The sequence below is a fragment of the Intestinimonas butyriciproducens genome, from assembly GCF_016901775.1.
Classification (GTDB): Bacteria; Bacillota; Clostridia; order Oscillospirales; family Butyricicoccaceae; genus Pseudobutyricicoccus.
Genome location: NZ_JACJKW010000004.1, coordinates 67,997 through 85,435 on the forward strand (window position 1 = coordinate 67,997; position 17,439 = coordinate 85,435).

12 protein-coding genes are annotated in these 17,439 nt (G+C 55.5%); 10 read left to right on the plus strand and 2 right to left on the minus strand.

All coding sequences use genetic code 11. The annotated features are described in order from the left end of the window. The first annotated feature begins 41 nt into the window (after positions 1 to 41). The 9 genes from H6A25_RS03150 (at position 42) to H6A25_RS03190 (ending at position 14,527) form a co-directional block, all read left to right on the plus strand. Positions 42 to 1,175, plus strand: a complete 1,134-nt coding sequence (locus H6A25_RS03150) for a hypothetical protein (protein WP_243423204.1) — start codon at positions 42 to 44, stop codon at positions 1,173 to 1,175. Beyond that, entirely contained in the window at positions 1,141 to 3,135 is a 1,995-nt protein-coding gene (locus H6A25_RS03155; protein ID WP_204750560.1) for a VirD4-like conjugal transfer protein, CD1115 family, read from the plus strand. Before H6A25_RS03150 ends, H6A25_RS03155 begins: the two co-directional genes overlap by 35 nt. A gap of 7 nt (positions 3,136 to 3,142) precedes the next feature. Continuing rightward, positions 3,143 to 4,570 (plus strand): S1 RNA-binding domain-containing protein, encoded by a 1,428-nt coding sequence (locus H6A25_RS03160; protein WP_204750561.1) that lies wholly within the window; start codon positions 3,143 to 3,145, stop codon positions 4,568 to 4,570. Positions 4,571 to 4,585: 15 nt separating this feature from the next. Further along, positions 4,586 to 5,749 (plus strand): hypothetical protein, encoded by a 1,164-nt coding sequence (locus tag H6A25_RS03165; protein ID WP_204750562.1) that lies wholly within the window; start codon positions 4,586 to 4,588, stop codon positions 5,747 to 5,749. After that, positions 5,713 to 6,510 carry a class D sortase gene (locus H6A25_RS03170; protein WP_204750563.1) on the plus strand — a complete coding sequence of 266 codons (798 nt, stop codon included), beginning with the start codon at positions 5,713 to 5,715 and terminating at the stop codon, positions 6,508 to 6,510. Before H6A25_RS03165 ends, H6A25_RS03170 begins: the two co-directional genes overlap by 37 nt. Positions 6,511 to 6,581: 71 nt before the next feature. Continuing rightward, a complete protein-coding gene (locus H6A25_RS03175; protein ID WP_204750564.1) occupies positions 6,582 to 7,406 on the plus strand; it encodes a hypothetical protein in 825 nt (274 codons plus the stop codon). A gap of 142 nt (positions 7,407 to 7,548) precedes the next feature. Continuing rightward, positions 7,549 to 12,759: a SpaA isopeptide-forming pilin-related protein gene (locus H6A25_RS03180; RefSeq protein WP_204750565.1), complete on the plus strand. Its 5,211-nt coding sequence runs from the start codon at positions 7,549 to 7,551 to the stop codon at positions 12,757 to 12,759. Between the two features lie 86 nt (positions 12,760 to 12,845). Continuing rightward, complete coding sequence (locus H6A25_RS03185) at positions 12,846 to 13,163, plus strand: hypothetical protein (RefSeq protein ID WP_204750566.1); 318 nt, start codon at positions 12,846 to 12,848, stop codon at positions 13,161 to 13,163. An 8-nt stretch (positions 13,164 to 13,171) separates the two neighbouring features. Beyond that, positions 13,172 to 14,527, plus strand: a complete 1,356-nt coding sequence (locus H6A25_RS03190) for a C39 family peptidase (protein ID WP_204750567.1) — start codon at positions 13,172 to 13,174, stop codon at positions 14,525 to 14,527. A gap of 47 nt (positions 14,528 to 14,574) precedes the next feature. Here H6A25_RS03190 and H6A25_RS03195 read toward each other — a convergent pair whose 3' ends face one another. After that, the gene (locus H6A25_RS03195) at positions 14,575 to 14,796 is read right to left on the minus strand and encodes a hypothetical protein (RefSeq protein ID WP_087337059.1); all 222 of its coding nucleotides are present in this window, start codon (positions 14,794 to 14,796) and stop codon (positions 14,575 to 14,577) included. Between the two features lie 159 nt (positions 14,797 to 14,955). Then, on the minus strand, positions 14,956 to 16,629 hold the full coding sequence (locus tag H6A25_RS03200; protein WP_243423205.1) for an RNA-binding domain-containing protein: 1,674 nt from the start codon (positions 16,627 to 16,629) through the stop codon (positions 14,956 to 14,958). Positions 16,630 to 17,097: 468 nt separating this feature from the next. On the opposite strand from H6A25_RS03200, the gene H6A25_RS03205 reads away from it, so the two are divergent. Further along, on the plus strand, positions 17,098 to 17,424 hold the full coding sequence (locus H6A25_RS03205; protein WP_204750569.1) for a hypothetical protein: 327 nt from the start codon (positions 17,098 to 17,100) through the stop codon (positions 17,422 to 17,424). Positions 17,425 to 17,439: the final 15 nt, after the last annotated feature.

The window sequence follows — 17,439 nt, forward strand, 5'->3', positions numbered from 1 at the left end:
GACCCTGGGCGAAAAATTCTTCCTGGGAGGTGAACGGGATCATGGGCGCGCCGACATCTTCTCTGCCGGCCCCGGACACGCTTCCGGGCCTTTTGCTGACGCTGACCGCTTTGGCCGGCGAGTTCTCGACAAGTCTTGTCCACCGACTTCCCGGCTCTGATTCCTACAAAGAGGCGGCGGTCAAGCGCCTCAAGCGGGAAAAGCTCCTGCGAACCTATTACCATGACGGCCTGAGAGGTCTGCGACTGACTGCCACCGCCAAACGGCTCCTTTTATCTGCCCGGCCGGATTTGTTCTCTGGTATCTTTTCCGGCTCCACCGTAACCAACACCCCAAAGTATACTGTGCCGCACCGACTGCGCCTGCATCGGATGGCCGAGGTGCTGGTGACGATGATGCAGGCCCGTGTTCCATCCTTCCCCTGGGAAAAGTCCGCTGTCTTTCAGCCTGAGCCGCCCCCGGCTGGCTTCTGCGCCAGCCTGCCGGCCTATTACAGTTCCCGCGAGGTGAAGGAGATCGGCCCGCAATCTTCCAAAATTCGTGGCTCACGGGCGACCGGCGTTCTACTGACGGAAAGCGGCATCTTTGTTGTCTACAATACAGCCGCGTCCAAAACCAAATGGGAATACAAAGCCGAATTGCGGATGAAGGCCCTGCTGCAGATCGAGATCTGTCAGCGACGGCTTTCAGCGCAGTACGCCGACCTGCCGGTGAATGCCGTGGTGTTCGGCCAGGGCTTGGAACCGCTGGAGCATCTCATGGGGCCGGGGGATAGAGCATCCCGCAACTACTTTGTCCTGGACGGCAGCTTTGACCACTTCTATTACCTGACCAGTGACCACCACGGCGAAGTGATGCTGCGTCTGCTCTGGGACAATTCGCTCAAGTCTGACCTGGACACGATTTTGTCTGAGGATCTTCTGCCCTGGGACCGGCAATGCCCGGTAGAACATGATGCGCTGGATGCGGCGGGAACCCCGGTCCTGTTCGGTTATCTGGGGGATATGCCCCGCATCCGCCGTTTTGACACGGCGTTGGAACTCCATGAGCGCAGCGGCATCCTGATCTGCTTTGATTTTCAGGAGGCCGCCCTGCGCCGTTCCTGCGGCCGGCGTGTTCAGTTCCAGTGCATCGACTTCGATGCTTTTGAAGGGAGTGTATGCCATATCACATAAGAATCTCATTAAGGGTTTGATTGCCCTGCCCTTCGCCGTGTCCGCCCTGCTCTACGGCGGCGGGTATCTCTCCCAGTTCCTCTATAACTACGAGGTGTGGCAGACCGCCGGCGGGACGCTGTATAGCGGGACGTCGCCGCAGTTGCCGGACCCCGCATTTCTCTCCTGCGTGCAGGCTGCCTTTCGTTTTCCCTACGGTCTCTACGGGATCGGCATTTGTCTGGGGCTTCTGGGCCTGCTGATCCTGATGGTCATGCGGATGGGCTACAGCGACACCGGGGAATATGACAGTGCCCGCAATTTTACCTACTCCAACAAGGGCACCTACGGGACGGCGGGATTTTTGAACCGCAAGGAGCTGAAGGGCGTCCTGGATCTGGTGTCCGACATCCGCAAACACCACGGGACGATCCTGGGGGAACTGGACGGCCAGGTGGTCTGCGTCCCGGAAAACACCCGGTTCAACGGCAATATCGCCGTGTATGGAGCATCCGGCTCGAAAAAGACCAGGGCCTTCTGTGTCAATATGATCCTGCAGTGCGCCGCGAGGAAATCCAGCATGGTCATCACCGATCCCAAATCCGAGCTGTACGAAAAGACCAGCGAGTACCTGCGGGACAAGGGTTACACCGTCCGCGTGTTCAATCTGGTGACGCCCTCCGCCTCGGACTCCTGGAACTGTCTTGCGGAGATCGAGGGCAAGGAGCTGATGGCCCAGCTCTTCTGCGATGTGGTCATTAAAAACACGGGCAGCGAGCGGGGCGATCATTTCTGGGACAATGCCGAACTCAATTTGCTCAAGGCCCTGGTCCTCTACGTCAGTAGCAATTATCCGCCGGAGAAACAGAACATCGGCGAGGTTTACCAACTGCTGTCTATGAGCAACGAGAAAGAGCTGAACGCCCTGTTTGACGTTCTGCCGGTGAGCCACCCGGCCAAGGCCCCTTACAGCATCTTCAAGCAGTCCTCGGAAAATGTCCGAGGCGGCGTCATCATCGGGCTGGGGAGCCGGCTGCAGGTGTTCCAGAACCAGGACATCCGCAACATCACCAGCCGTGACGAGATCGATCTGGAATTGCCGGGCCAGCAGCCCTGCGCCTACTACTGCATCACCAGCGACCAGGATTCGACCTTCGATTTCCTTTCTTCTCTGTTCCTGTCCTTTATTTTTATCAAACTGGTGCGATTTGCGGACGAGCGATGCCCCAATGGGGAGTTGCCCGTCCCTGTTCATGTCTTAGGGGAGGAGCTGTGTGCCACAGGGGTGATCCCAGATCTGTCCCGGAAAATCTCCGTGATCAGGTCGCGCCGCGTCAGTCTATCGTGCGTGTTTCAAAATCTCGCGGGCCTTCAGAACCGATACCCCTATAATCAGTGGCAGGAAATCCTGGGCAACTGTGATGTCCAGTTGTTTTTGGGCTGTACGGATGCTCTCACCGCTCAGTTTATCTCGGACCGCACCGGCGAGGCCAGTATCAGTGTCACCAGCAAGGCCAAGCAGCTGGGGACCTGGCGGATCTCCAACTACACCCCTGAGTACCGGGAAACCAGCGGCGTGGGCCGCCGAAAGCTGATGACGATGGATGAAGTCCTGCGGATGGACACCGATAAGGCACTGGTCATCATCCGCGGAAAAAATGTACTGGAGGTAGATAAGTACGACTATTCCAAGCACCCCGAGGCGAAGAAACTGCGGCCCAGCAAGGCCGCCGCCCATATCCCTGAATGGAAAAAGGCCAAGACCGCACCTGCGCCCAGAGGGAAGAAGCCCCAGCCCTCTTCCTCTAAGAAAGCCAAAGGCAAGGCGGCTGGGGGAACTGAGCACCCTGCGGCAAAGCCGGCTTCGGCTACGCCGCCAGCCGGCGCGGCAGGCTCTCCAACACCAGGGGCTGCTGCGCGGGGGTCTAATATCGTCACCACAACGAAAAAATCAATTCTGGTAAAGCAAAAGGAGGAATGATGCTTACATGGCAAAGAGAAAAACGACCGTCCCGCCTGACGAGAAGGATCTGGAAAGCGTGGGCACGGAGGTTCTCCCGCCCGCCGAGGACGCTGCGCCTGCGGAGGAGGATATGGCCGCCGCCCCCGATCCGTCCCGCGAGATACCTGTATCTCCGGACGAGGACAGCGGGCTGGCCGGAGAAGGCTCTCCGGACGGGGACGCCGCACAGGAGGATGCTCTTTTAGAGGAATCCGACCTGAGCCGTGCGGACAGCCCGCCCTCCGGGGAGGAGTTCCAGACAGCCCCGGAGGAACAGCAGGCGGCGGAGGACGAAACCTATGGCGGTATTCTGCAAGAGCTTGGCGGCTCCGCACCTGATGGAGAGGAACCTCTGACGCTGGAACAATCCGATGCTCCCCAAAGTGAGACGGAAGGCTTCAGCGAGGACGATTTGATGCTTCTCTCCGAGGAAGGGGCTTCTTCCGCGGAAGATCCGGCTCCCCTTGCTGATCGGCCGGTCCGCCCCGCTCCTGCCGATCCCCGCCGCAACCGGATTTTGACTATCGATGCCCGGGATGAAATTCAGACCGAGGCGGAGCGGGAGGCCACCATCTGGCATGAGATCCAGAACTCCTACCGCACCCGCCGGATTCTCACCGGCTCGCTGGACGGCGTAGAAAAGACGGAGTCCGGCCTGACCCTTGCAGTGGTGAATTACAAGGGGTTCCGGGTGGCTATCCCGGTCAAGGAAATGATGCTCTACACCGGGAAGATGCCCTCTGGCCGGGAGTTCATGGAACTGATGGACCGGCTGCACCGCATCCTCAACTCCCGGCTGGGAGCGGAGATCGACTTTGTGGTAAAGGGCTATGACAACGACACCCGCAGCGTAGTCGCCAGCCGGCGGGATGCTATGCTCCGCAAACGGCAGACCTTCTATATGGACACCGACGAGCTGGGCGAGCACCTGATCTATGAGGGCCGCGTGGTACAGGCCCGTGTGGTTGCTGTGGCTGAAAAGGTGATCCGAGTTGAGGTGTTCGGTGTGGAGTGCTCCATTGTGGCGCGGGGCCTCTCCTGGGAGTGGATCGGGAATGCCAGAGAGCATTTCAGTGTGGGGGACCGCATCCTCGTCCGTGTTCTGCGGATTCAGCGCGAGGACTTAGAGCATATCACGATCCAGGTAGACGCCCGCAGTGTTTCCGCCACCACCAGCCACGATAACCTCAAAAAGTGTATGCCCCAGTGCCGCTATGCCGGCCGCGTCACCGATGTTCGTAATGGCGTTGTCTTCATCCGCCTGAACAATGGCGTCAACGCCATCGCTCACTCCTGCTATGACCTCCGCGCCCCTGGGAAATCGGATGATGTGAGTTTTGCCGTGACGCGGCTGGACGAGGAGCAGGGCGTGGCTGTTGGAATCATCACCCGCATCATCAAACAACACCTGTAAAGGAGTTCCTGTTTTATGAAACGTCTGAGACATCTGGCGCTGGGCCTCATTCTGATTTTGTCGCTGACGACCAGCGCCTTTGCCGCTGAAGTCCCGGAAAACCTGGTCGTGGAAAATCTCAACGGACAGCAGCGCATGGTAAAGACCTATGTTCTCTCCCCGGAGGCTGATCCGGACACTTTGAAGGAGCCATCATTTGATTACGATGGCTTTCACTATACCTGGGCCTATACCACCAAAGAGGAGCAGCCCTATCTGGAAACCAAAGCGGTGACGGAGACTGTCACCGTGGAAACTTCTTCTAAGGACCTTTCTGCGATCCTTGCGGAGCTGGCCCCCAGCATTGCCTACGACAAAGACGGGTACACCGGGGAGCTGGCGCTGGATCATACCACCCTGGTCACGGAGGCGGCGGGCTACACCACCAAGTACAGCACCGTGACCGATACCAAGGTCATCGGCAATTTGGACCGAAACGACATGAGCTATGTCCCCGCCACGACCACCAAGAACGGCAAGACCCTCTCCCTGGTGGATGTGGAGTGGCAGGTCACCGGAACCGACCTGGTGGGCGAGGCCTTGGTGCCTTCCCGCTACCAGGCGGTGGCCACCTATTCCGCCTCCAGCAGTTACAGCGCAGCCACCGGCTATGTGACGACCGCCGAATACAGCGGCGAGGTCACGGCGGAGGGGATCGAGAGCATTACCTATACCGTTGTCTATACAGGAGCCGAAATCGTTCCCGCAGATGGCGGTGGAAATGGCACGGGGATTTCCCTTCCGGGTGGAGTGGCGCTTCCCCTCATAGGGGGCATTCTGCTGGTTTTGCTGCTGGGCGGCCTTGCCTTCTGGCTCTTGAAGAATCGGAAAAACGTCTGCGTCTATATCCCCGGCGACCGGCCAAATGACTATAAGCTGACAGAGAAATTCCGCGTTGCGCCGGAAAACCCGGAAATTGATATTACCGGGGCAGATCTTGGCGGTAGCGGCCTTGTAGCGGTAGAAGTCAAGAAGTCCCTCGCCAAAAAGCTGCGGGGCCAGGTCTTTACGGTACATCATCCCTTTGGAACACACCAGTACAGCATCACGCAGGATCGGCGGGATGACTGGCATGAGTTCGCGCTGAAGGAGGAAGAACCATTATGCGAAGCAGAAAATACAGAGGCCTCTGCGGGCTGATCCTGGCGGCGGCGCTGTTTGCGCTCCCGTCCACGGCCCAGGCCGCAGACTACAATTTTGAGACGCAGGCCCCCTCGGATTACTATGGCTCCACATCCTATGAGGACATCTACGGCTCCCAGTATAACTACGGCGGTCCCAATGTGGTGGACTACCAGGTGCCGGAGCTGGAATACGGTGTCCTCTCCACCACCCAGACCGGAATTATGGAAAAAGCCCTGCTCCCCGGACTCCAGCAGACGGTGGCGACGGGAACCGGCGGCTATGGGATCAGCGGCGGTGGAGCTGCCGTGACCCTGCCCGGTATTTCCGACGGGGATTCCTTCCTGCCCGGCCTGCCGGCCTACACCCAGCTGACGGATGATTTTCTGCTGTCGAATGGGGCCATTGGCAAAATCTCCATCCCCGCTATCGGCGTCAAAAACTATTACCTCTGGGAATGGGCCACAAACTCCAGCATGAACAAGGGCCTGGGCCACTTCGCCACCACCAGTGTCTGGGATGGCAATGTGGGCCTGTGCGGACACAACCGCGGCGCGAAGTACATCATCGGCGCCATCAAGGACATGGACGTGGGGGACAAGGTGACCTACACCACCTCCGAAGGCACCCGCACCTATGAGGTGGAGACGATCCGGAAGATCCGAAGCGACGATTGGAGCGTCCTGGACGCCACAGCGGATAACCGAATCACCATGATTACCTGTGTCGCCGGTGACTACAGCCATCGCTGGTGCCTCCAGGCGGTGGAGGTGGATTGAGAAGCCTTTGTTGAAAAACCCTCCTGCCATTCGTAGAATACAGTATCTACACGAATGAGGAGGTCGATTCTATGAGGCGCAGTTTTCTATCTGTTTTGGCGGGTATGCTGATCGGTGCGACCATGCTGGGCGGCGGAGCACATGCGGCAGCGTCTGGCATTTTGGCCGAGCGCAGTCCCCATCCGGTGGCAGTCAACGGCCAGCCGGTGGAAATTGAGGCCTATCTGATCGAAGGGCACAACTACTACCAGCTTCAGGATCTGGGCGAACTGCTTGGCTTTGATGTCGTATGGGACGGGGCGACCGGTACGGTTCGGATCACCACCCCGGACGCGCCGGCTGCGGAAAGCTCAGCTGGGACGGTGCTCCTGCCTTCAGACGGGAGCCGGTATATCCCCCAGGCAGGGGATGTCATCCGCTGTGATGATGGGACAAATTATACCATCACCGATGTGAGCCGGTGGGATAAGAATATGTTTGCCGCCGGCCCTGTGGGGGATCTGCCGGAGCCAACCTGTGACTGGTCGCTGCTCCCCCAGCCGGAGCTACCCGCGCCGGAGGCCCGTCACTATTCCATCAATGGCCGGGAATACCTGTTTGTGCGGAATCTCTATGAAACCCGGCGGATGCTCTACACGTTGTATAATGCCATTGGGGATAACCCGGAAACCTGGCAGAATGGCGCTCCCGTTCTGCACCCCAGCGGGAATCCGAAGGTGAAGATCAACCTGAGCATCGCGGATGACTTGAATCCGCAAGTGTTCTGGCCCTGGCGGGAGAGTGAAATTGTGAATCTGTTTAACTCCTGTCCGCCGGGCACCTACAGCATGGAGGCGTGGGACGTCTACAAGGACGGCGTCTTTCAGCGAACCGAGTATAACATTCATGTGAGATAAGTCTATCTCCATGCGGACAAAAGCGGTATGCGGTGCATACCGCTTTTGTTATCCCAAAATTCATTCAAAAGGAGGGATGCCCTGAGCTAAAAGCGACCGTTAGAGTTCATGGCCCCCTCCTGCCCATTTTTGGAGGAATGTCATGAAAAAACGGCTTTTATCTATCCTCTTAGTCATGATGATGGCCCTCTCAATCCTGCCGACCACATCTCTGGCCGCAAGTTCTGTGGAGGAGGCCCTCGGCGAGATCGACATCTACAACGGTGGGACAGAACTCTCCTACCTGATGATCAACGGCCGGGTGCGGACGCTGATCTACACCTATTATAATTATGTCAATGCCAAAGGGGAAACCCGGGAGATCCCAGCCTACTGCGTCAACCCCAATATTACCGGCGTGCCGCAGACGGTAGGCGTCGGCGAGAGTATTGAATATCTGGCGGAGGAAAAGACGTCAGATCCCAAGGTGCTGGGCATCGTCGCCAACGGCTACCCCACCCGTTCCCTGGAGGAGCTGGGCCTGGAGAACAAGTACCAGGGCTACTATGCCACGAAGATGGCGCTCTGGTGTTACCTTCTGAGCAACTGGGACATCAACAACCTCAAGGTCAACTCTTCCCTTACCGGGGTAGAACTGCAGCGCGCCCAGAAGATGCTCGCCGCCGCCAAGGACATCTATGCCCGCGGTACGGCCTGGACAGAGGTGCTGGCCCCGGAAGTCACCTGCACCCCGGATCGGGACACGGCCTACCAGGTCACCATTGATGGAAAGCAGTATAAACAGCAGATTTTCACATTCTGGAGCAAAACCTGGGTATGTGACTATTCTGTGGAGGTGTTCTTTACAGATCCTGCTTCTGTTCCCGACGGCACCCGGATTGTGGACATGAACAACCGGGACATCACCACCATTACCACGGAGGGCACCGGCGACGGCTATGCCGGCCAGTTCAAGGTTTTGTACCCTCTGGAAAGCGTGGACGGCGAAACCGGCAGTGTCCAGCTCTCTTTCCGCACCGACGTCTATAAGTACGCCGTCTACTATGCGGTCTGTGCCGAGAAGGATCAGTACGGGAATATCCAGAATTATGTGGTGGATACCGACCCCACCACGACCATGAGCCTTTCCGCCTACAGCAACTACGCGGACGGCCCCACCATTGAATATGAAACCGGGCTGCGAATCCTCAAATATGAGACGGGGACGGAAATTCCCATCAGCGGGTGCCGTTTCGAGGTCATCGGCCCTGACGGCGACTCCGTTGGCGTCTTTGTGACGGATGGGGACGGCCGCATTGAGATCCCCCTCAGCAAAGTCGGCAATTATACCGTGATTGAACGGGATTCCGCGTCGCATTATGTCATCAGCGAGGAGCCTGCTCAGAACGTCACCGTGGTCTACGATGAAGTAGCCGAGGTGACGTTTTTTAATGATCCCTACGGTACGCTGAGAATTGAGAAGCGGTCCAACACCGGGCAGAAACTGCAGGGGGCCGTAATCACCATTGAGCATATCGAAAGCGGCCAGACCTTCACCGCGGAGACGACCAGCGCGGGCGTCGCCATTTTTGACGAGATCCCCTTGGGGGCGTACCGCATCCAGGAGAAGACTGCCCCGGTGGGCTGGAAACTGGATGATACCGTCTACACAGCAACGGTGGTGGCCGGCGAAACGACCACGATCCCCATTATCAATGAGGAGCTGCCGGGATTGCGGATCATCAAATATGATCGAAAAAATATGGTCGCGATGCCTGACGTCACCTTCGCTGTCTATCGGGACGGCGAATTTTTAGGCAATTTCAAGACGGACCAGTTCGGTGAGATCCTGCTCACCAATGTGGAGCCGGGCACTTACCGGGCCTTTGAGGTGGACACTGGCGACGAGGGCTACATCCTGGACACCACCCCCCAGGAGGTGGAGCTGCACACCGGGGACGGCATCAAAGAATTGATGTTCTTCAATGATATCAAGCCCGGTTTGCGGCTGGTGAAGGTGGATGCGGATGACCCCTCCAAGGTGATCCCCAACGCGGTCTTTGAGATTAAATCCGTGGAAGGCACCTACGGCCCCCAGGAGTTCCGGACTGACCAGAACGGAGAAATCGACCTGTCCATGCTCCCGGCCGGGTCTTATGTAGTAACTGAAAAGTCCTGTGATGGCTACATCATCGACGAGGCCCAGCGCATTATTGAGCTGAAGCCCAATGAGGACGCCCAATTCGTTTTTACCAACCACATCAAGCCCTCCCTCCAACTCATCAAGCTGAGCAGTGACGGTTCCCGGCTGGCTGGGGTGACCTTCCGAATCGCGAAGATCGAGGACGGCTCTCACTACCTGGACCGTACCACCAGTTCCACGGGCGAGATCTTGATCTCCGATTTGGAACCTGGCGTCTATTCCGTGCGTGAATTGTCCTCGACGCCGGATCACATCCCGGATGATACGGAGCATCATGTGGAGTTGTTCCCAGGCCAGACCAGCACGATCACCCTGACCAATGACAAGCGGCCCAATTTGTATATCCACAAAAATGACGCAGACACCGGCGCTCCGATCCCTCACACAGTCTACCTTGTGAAAGGGGCGGACGGCCACTCCATCGCCGAGGTGGAGACGGACGAAAATGGCGTCGCAGTCGTTGAGAATTTGTTGCCCGGGGTGGTAGAAGTCATTGAAAAGTCGGTCCCGGAGCCTTACCTGCTGGCGGAGGAGTCCCAACTGGTGACGCTGTATCCCAACAGGGATCGGGACGTCTACTTTGAAAATTATAAGCGGCCTACCATCGAGATCATCAAGGAAAACGAAATCACCCATGATCCTCTCGAAAATGTTCCCGTACAGGTCTGGTACGCCTCCAACGACACCACCACGGGCGAATACAACGACCTGGGCGTGTTTTACACCGATGAGGAAGGCCGCATCGTCCTGAGCGATCCCGACCTATCCCTCCGGGACGGCTGGTTCCGTATCGAGGAGCTGGAGGTCCCGAAGGGGTTCTCCATGACGGAGTCCAGCAAACAGGAAGCCTTCATCGCCGCCGGCGAGGGCCATACCTTCCGCATTTTCAACCGGCCGTTGAGTGCTATTTGCGTATGGAAATACGATTCGGAGACGGGGGCTGCCATCGAGGGGGCCGTGTTCCAGGTGCGCTACCTGAGCGGCAACACCTCTGGCACCGGCGGCACGGTGATTGGGACATACCGCACTTCGGTGAACGGGTCTTTCACGGTGACTGGCTGCGAGCCAGGCACCTATATCATCGAGGAACTCTCCTCGGACGGCTCCCACGTCATCGACACCCCGCCCCAGACGGTGTACCTCTCCGGCGAGGAGCAGGAGGTCGTACAGGTCTATTTTGGCAACAGCCCTATGGGATCTCTCCTTATCAAGAAGGTGTCCAGCGCCGATAATTCCCCGATTTCCGATGTTCAGTTCTTTGTGACGGAGAGCGACGGCAGCATAGTGGGTGACGGCAACGGCTACTATGTCACCGATTCCGCAGGCACCATCCTGATTGAGGGCATCGAGCCCGGCACGACGCTGATTGTCAAGGAAACCAGGGCCAAAGAGGGATTCTTATTGGACGATACGCCCCAAACGGTCCAAATCAAGGCCGGGCAGACTACTACCATCGAATTTCGCAATCAACCCAAGGGCAATTTGATTATCCACAAACTGTCCAGTACTGACCGAAAAACGCCGCTGGAAGGGGTTCAGTTCAAAATCACCTATGCCGACGGCTCCTACCTGGCGGATGAAAACGGTCACTTGTCCTCTAACGGTTTGTACTGGACCAATTCCGAGGGCCAGATCGTCCTCTCCAATGTAACCGGCACGCTGGTCGTGACTGAAGTGCAGAGCATCCCAGGCTATACCATTGACCCCAATACCCAGAGACAGACCGTGGTAGTCAATCCGGATGACACGCAGGAATTGTGGTTCTATAACGCCCCTGTGGGTGGTATCGAAATCATCAAGGTCAACGCCAGCAAGACCTCTGAGCGCATCCCGGACACTACCTTTGAGATCCGCCGGATGGATGACGGGCTGGTAGATACCATCACGACGGACCGCAACGGCCGTGCCTTCCTTTCTTTGGAGGACGGCTCTTACTATGCCGTTGAAGTCGAGGCCAATCCAGACTTCATTTTGGATGATACCCCACACTATTTCGAGGTCAAGGATGGCGAGGTGACCACCCTGCGCCTGACCAACGCGGCTAAGTCCGGCATCTTGATCCACAAGGTGGACACCAGCGGCGAGGGGATCTACGGCGTTAAGTTTCTGCTCTACGATGAAAACCGCAACCCCATTGGGGAATTTACCTCGGATGACGATGGCTGGGTCTATATTACCGCTGACGATCTTCCGGACGGCGCCAACACCAGCGGCCGGTTCTACCTGCGTGAGCTGGAGGCCGCGGAAGGTTACATTTTAGACGAAGAGTACAAGACCGTCTATGTGCGGCCGGGCCATACGGCGGAGATCGAGTGGGTCAACGAGGCCATCACCGGCCAGATCCAGATTTACAAGTATGCCGCCGAATACAATGAGGTCACTGGCACGCCGGCCGGGACGCCGCTGCAAGGCGCTGTTTATGAGATTATCCACGCACGTAGCGGTAAAGTGGTGGACTACATCACCACGGACGCACGGGGCGTCGCGGCCAGCAAGCCCCTCCCTTTGACGCGCTATAAGGTGGTTGAAGTCACAGCCCCGGCCTACTGGCAGGTAGATCCCACCGTCCATGACATCACGCTGGAATACGCCGGGCAGATCATCAAGGTCAGCGCCTACGATAAGCCCTCCAATCTGGGCGTGACCATCACCAAGCGGGGCAATGCCGAGGTGCTGGCCGGCCAGACCATGCGCTATGATTTGACGGTGGCAAACACCTCCAACGTGCCCTTGGAGAATTTCTACTGGCACGATAAAATCCCTTATGATGTGGCTCGGGCCACCACCTTGACCACCGGCACCTACAGCGCCCGGCTCAACTACCGCATTCTCTACAAAACCAACTACCAGACCACATATCAGGTGCTGGCGTCCAATCTGCTGACCACCAACAACTACTCGTTTGCCTTGAACGCCATTCCCATGCAGGCGGGAGAGGTTGTCACCGACATTTACTTTGATTTTGGGAAAGTTCCTGTCGGGTTTCAGTCCACAGCCGGTCCCACCCTGAGTGTCATTGTCAACGGCAATACGGTCAATGGCTATCAGCTGGTCAACCGAGCTGATGCAGGCGGGCAGTACCAGGGCACCTGGCAGACCGCCCAAGCCAGCTGGGTCACCATTGTTCGCAAATACACCACCACACCGGATCTCCCCAAGACTGGGTACTAACCTTTTGAGTGGATGGGGCGGTAAAACCGTCCCATCCACTTCTTTTTTATATCTGGAGATATACCAACTCTAAAAGGGGGTAAATCGTGAAAACCACTGTTATGATCAACGGCACCGCCATTGCGCTCACATCCATCATTCGGTGCGCCCAGCCGGAAGCTGGCCCGCTGGGGCGCTTTCATCCGTGGCAATGGGTGGAGCCTTCCGACTATCGGGCGGCACAGGCCGCAGTTGAAACCTACTGGCAGGAAAAAAGGCGGCAGAAAGACGGAACTCAGATGTTCCTCGGCGATTTGGTAGAGATCCGGTCAGGCAACTACCTCTGGCTCTATCATTTGGATGAGGACGGGAATATGCGGAGCGACATCTTCACCTGGGCTGGCGGACTCCCGAATACGCGGTGAGGGGGATTATGGAAGAACAAAAGAGAAGCGGCCTTGAGGATGCCGCCAGTATCGCCCATACTGTGAAGGGAGCCATCCAAACTGGCAAAGCCATCGCCGGGGCCACGAAAGGCGCTGCCGTCGGCGGCCCCTATGGCGCCGTGGCCGGGGCCGTCTGGGGCGCCAGGAAGCATATCGGCACGATTGTGGCTGTGATTGTCGTACTTTTGCTGTTGCCAGTGCTGTTCATTCTCATGCTCCCGTCCATTATCTTTGGCAGTCTGTTCGGCGGCGGTACTGCTGCTGATCCAAATGCTGAACCGATTATGAACGACAATGCGGCCATCATTGAAAATACCAACGAAATTGCCTTTGCCATCAATCAAATCCTTGGGGAAGGCATTGACGATGTAGAGCAGCGGATCGCGGATGACTTTTCTCAGACTGGCGGCGACAACTATGAGATCATCAACCCCTATACCGATGATATGGTGAGCAATACCAATGCCTTCATCGGCCAGTATTGCGCGGCTATGGATGAAGACTGGGCAAATATATCCCTTCCTGATCTGGAGCAGACATTGCGGGCGGAGGTCAGCGACCTCTATACCTTTACCCGCACCAGTGAGACACGGACAATCCCTGACGACCCGGATACCGAAGCGGATGAAAGCGGGACAGAAACCTGGTACATCTATACCATTGTCTATCAGGGAGAGGAGCATTTTGCTGACGAGATCTTCCATCTCACAGCCGAGCAAAAAAATCTTGCCAGTGACTACGCACAGAATCTCAGCCTGTTCCTCGGCGACGGGATGTTTCAATCTGCATCCGGGAACGTCATTCCATCCCTGGGGGATGTCCGCTTTACAGACGGCGCCGTGGAGGTCGTTTATTTCAACCAATACGATGAACGGTATGCCGACGAACCCTACGGCACCGACAACATCGGCGGCTATGGCTGCGGCCCTACCTCCATGTCCATCGTGGTGTCCTCCCTGACCGAAGACATCGTTGATCCTATTGAGATGGCTGAGTGGTCCTATGAAAATGGCTACTGGTGTAGCAAGAGCGGTTCCTACCACGCGTTGATCCCTGCCGCCGCCAAGGCGTGGGGCCTTCCGGTAGAGGGGTGCTCCGCATCCGAACCGCAGCGGATCGTGGACGCGCTCAGTGAGGGCAAGCTGGTGGTCGCCCTGATGACCAAGGGGCATTTTACCTCCAGCGGCCACTTCATTGTCCTGCGGGGCGTGGAGAATGAGCAGATCCTGGTGGCTGACCCTGCCAGCACCACCCGCAGTCAGAAAGCGTGGGATCTGTCCATCATTTTGAATGAGGCCAGCAAGAGCGCGGCGGCCGGCGGTCCCTTCTGGATCATTGGATAGTCATATGAACAGCAAGAGGCACCCCGGAGTGGGGTGCCTCTCTAAGTTCAAGCGTTTGCCTGCTGGAGATAGAACTCGCTTTCTGCCACCCGTGTGACAAAGTCGAATTCCATTCTCGTTGCCTTCGACAGCGAGATGTTGTAGCGTTTGCACACGCCGCGGAGATAGGCCAGGTAGTCTTTATCCTCGTGAGAGAGGGGGGCCACCCATCCTGTCCGGGAGGCGTGATCTTCAATGCTGCGAAGGTATTCTAATTCTCTTTGATCCATTGTTACACCTCCACACCTATTTCGACTATGATATAAATTTTAATGAAATGAGTATTCCGAAAACCGGACTATTGAAGGATATATGCGGCTTTAATAAATGCGGGAAGAAATGCGGGGGCCGCATTTCTTCCCGCATTTATCAGCATTCATCGATGGCTTTTACAGCGCGCCATCTGACGATTCGGGTTCTGCGTTTTCTTGCTTTAACGTGTATTTTGCACCTCTCCCCGCTCCTAAGAGAGTAATGGCCCCTTCTTGACGCATTCTTTTTAGTGTATCAGTTGCTTGATTTCTTGTAAAACCACACAACTCTTGTACTTTTTCATTTGTGATAACACCGCTTGAAGAAAGATGCTCCAAAATCATACTCTTAGCCCTGATATATTGGATGGACTTGTCTCTTGTGTAGGCAACATCCGATTTAACAGCATTGTAAACCTTCGCCGTCAGCATATATTCTTTTCCTACTACTTCGATCAAACCATCTTTAACCAAACCGGCGCAATTACTTCTTACATTGTCTATTGGCATCTGTGTCAATTCCTGTGCATCTGATAGCTTGATCCGCCTATTGTCCGTCAAATAGCGCAGAATCATCAGCTCTGCCAGAGAGAAGACACGTTGCCTATTTTCCTGCTCCTGCAAAACAAACTTAACAAAGCCAAGGTCATCAATCGCACTCTTGAGTGTAAGTGAAACTGCATCCCCAAATACATGGTACTCTGGGTATGGCTTTCCCATAGAAATCATTTCGCGGAAAATAATATCTACGCCTTGCCCCGTCCTTTGCACATATTTCAGGCGCTGCAGTGTTTCAGCAATCAATTTGTTCCTTGGCGTAGAGGGATGAGTTATGATATTTTTCTCTGTTATCCCGTCCAGAAAACCGCCGGGATTTTCAATTACCAGTTTATCGGGATATTGTTTGACGTAAACCGCACCCATACTTTGATAATCTCTGTGGGCCAGCGCATTCAGGATGGCTTCTTGAAACACTTTTTCCGAAAAATCGGGGATTTCAACGCGATACAATCCCACCTGCACATTGAGAATGTGGTTATCCGTTTGAATGCGCTCCGTCAGTCGATCCAAAACAGTTACAATCGGCTGCTTCATATCGAGCCGCGCATCATATTCTTCTAAATTTTGCTCACCATAGTGCAGGTAGATAACTTCTGCCTGTGGCAATAGTTTGTTGATCGATTGTTCTTTTCCTACGAACAGAAGTCCCGCAACGGTAAGGCGCTCAACATCTTGATCCTGTTTGATAAGGCCGAGATCTCGTAGAAAAGCCAGGTCTTCCATATCCGCCAGTGTAGATTTTGCATCGCGGATACGAATTTTCTCTTTGAGGTTATATACCTCCAAAAGATTTATGTCATCCAGCGTACTGGCGGCTACAATTTGGCCGGAAAAATCGGGGGATTGTGCCTGAGTATAGCGATTGCTCATTTCTTCAGGATAGTATGGCTTGGAATTCTTACCGAGCCGTTTCAAGCACCGCCCATCCGTAGTGGCATAGGTGTTTCCATCATGCACAACAGACAAAGCCAACACAATGTGCCCTTGATATAGGATTTCTTCGATGTTCGTAAACAGTGGAGGCCGAGTTTTGTCATAAATCGCCTCGATCAAGCTTTGGCAGTCATAGTCGCTGCATCCAGTAACTTGGCCACTATCCTCAATTCCGAAGTACACAGTCCCGCCTTTGGCGTTGGCAAATGCGATTAACTCATTGACAGCTAAGCGGACCCGTTCATTGTGCCCAGATGCTTTGACCCAAGATTTGAATTCTACAGTATCATTTTCACCAACTTTGATGACATCATCCATAAATTCATCGTTTCTATTCATGGCCCTGTTCAGATACACCTCCTGCAAAACAAGCAAAAAGATTTCCGTAGAAAAATACGGAGTTATCTACCAGATGTCTTTGGTGCCCCATATTTTGATTGGAATATATAAAGCGGCTTTGCCACGCTGGCTGACCTCTGAGTAGGTCGTTCACCAAGATTACTGAATTATTGTATCTTATTCCGCCCGATAATACAATGGGCACAAGGTAAAATGGTATGTATGAAGAATTATTTTGCGGTGTCTTGACCATCAGCAACTGTTCCGCCGAATGCCATAAAGCTGAAACCATATTTCCATTTCAATTTGAATCCGATAATAGCTGGAATTAAAATGCCATCCTTCAGCCCCCATGTCTTGTGGGGGCTGATTTATTGTTTACAAAAAGTTCATTCTTTTTCGGGCCCAAACCCGCGTTTTGCGGTGCGTATTGAAGGAGAAGAGTATATGAAGGAAATCACTTCTGCATCTGCCCGGAGGCTGTACCGTTTTCTATCTGCCTGCGGCGGGAACTGGCGCAATACCATCCATATTGTCGCCCAAGGCGGCCATACCGGCTGGCTCATGGCCGCGGATCAGTACGGGAAACCAGTTGTGATGGTCGTAGATGCTTTTCAAAAGTTGACACAGGAACAGATCGAACCTGCGGAATGCCGGGGATACCTGACAGAATCCGCCTTTGGGGATATTTTCGCCAGGTATCTCCTCTGGCAGATCCCGGATGCCGGCGTCCCTCCTGCAGACGCGCTGAACCTGCTGTCATCATCACTTTAAGAACATAGGAGGGAT

Bases quoted from the DNA above. Each gene is read 5' to 3' on its own strand.
- H6A25_RS03150 (WP_243423204.1), top strand. From the start codon at position 42: ATGGGCGCGCCGACATCTTCTCTGCCGGCCCCGGACACGCTTCCGGGC.
- H6A25_RS03155 (WP_204750560.1), top strand. From the start codon at position 1,141: ATGCTTTTGAAGGGAGTGTATGCCATATCACATAAGAATCTCATTAAG.
- H6A25_RS03160 (WP_204750561.1), top strand. From the start codon at position 3,143: ATGGCAAAGAGAAAAACGACCGTCCCGCCTGACGAGAAGGATCTGGAA.
- H6A25_RS03165 (WP_204750562.1), top strand. From the start codon at position 4,586: ATGAAACGTCTGAGACATCTGGCGCTGGGCCTCATTCTGATTTTGTCG.
- H6A25_RS03170 (WP_204750563.1), top strand. From the start codon at position 5,713: ATGCGAAGCAGAAAATACAGAGGCCTCTGCGGGCTGATCCTGGCGGCG.
- H6A25_RS03175 (WP_204750564.1), top strand. From the start codon at position 6,582: ATGAGGCGCAGTTTTCTATCTGTTTTGGCGGGTATGCTGATCGGTGCG.
- H6A25_RS03180 (WP_204750565.1), top strand. From the start codon at position 7,549: ATGAAAAAACGGCTTTTATCTATCCTCTTAGTCATGATGATGGCCCTC.
- H6A25_RS03190 (WP_204750567.1), top strand. From the start codon at position 13,172: ATGGAAGAACAAAAGAGAAGCGGCCTTGAGGATGCCGCCAGTATCGCC.
- H6A25_RS03195 (WP_087337059.1), bottom strand. From the start codon at position 14,796: ATGGATCAAAGAGAATTAGAATACCTTCGCAGCATTGAAGATCACGCC.
- H6A25_RS03200 (WP_243423205.1), bottom strand. From the start codon at position 16,629: ATGGATGATGTCATCAAAGTTGGTGAAAATGATACTGTAGAATTCAAA.
- H6A25_RS03205 (WP_204750569.1), top strand. From the start codon at position 17,098: ATGAAGGAAATCACTTCTGCATCTGCCCGGAGGCTGTACCGTTTTCTA.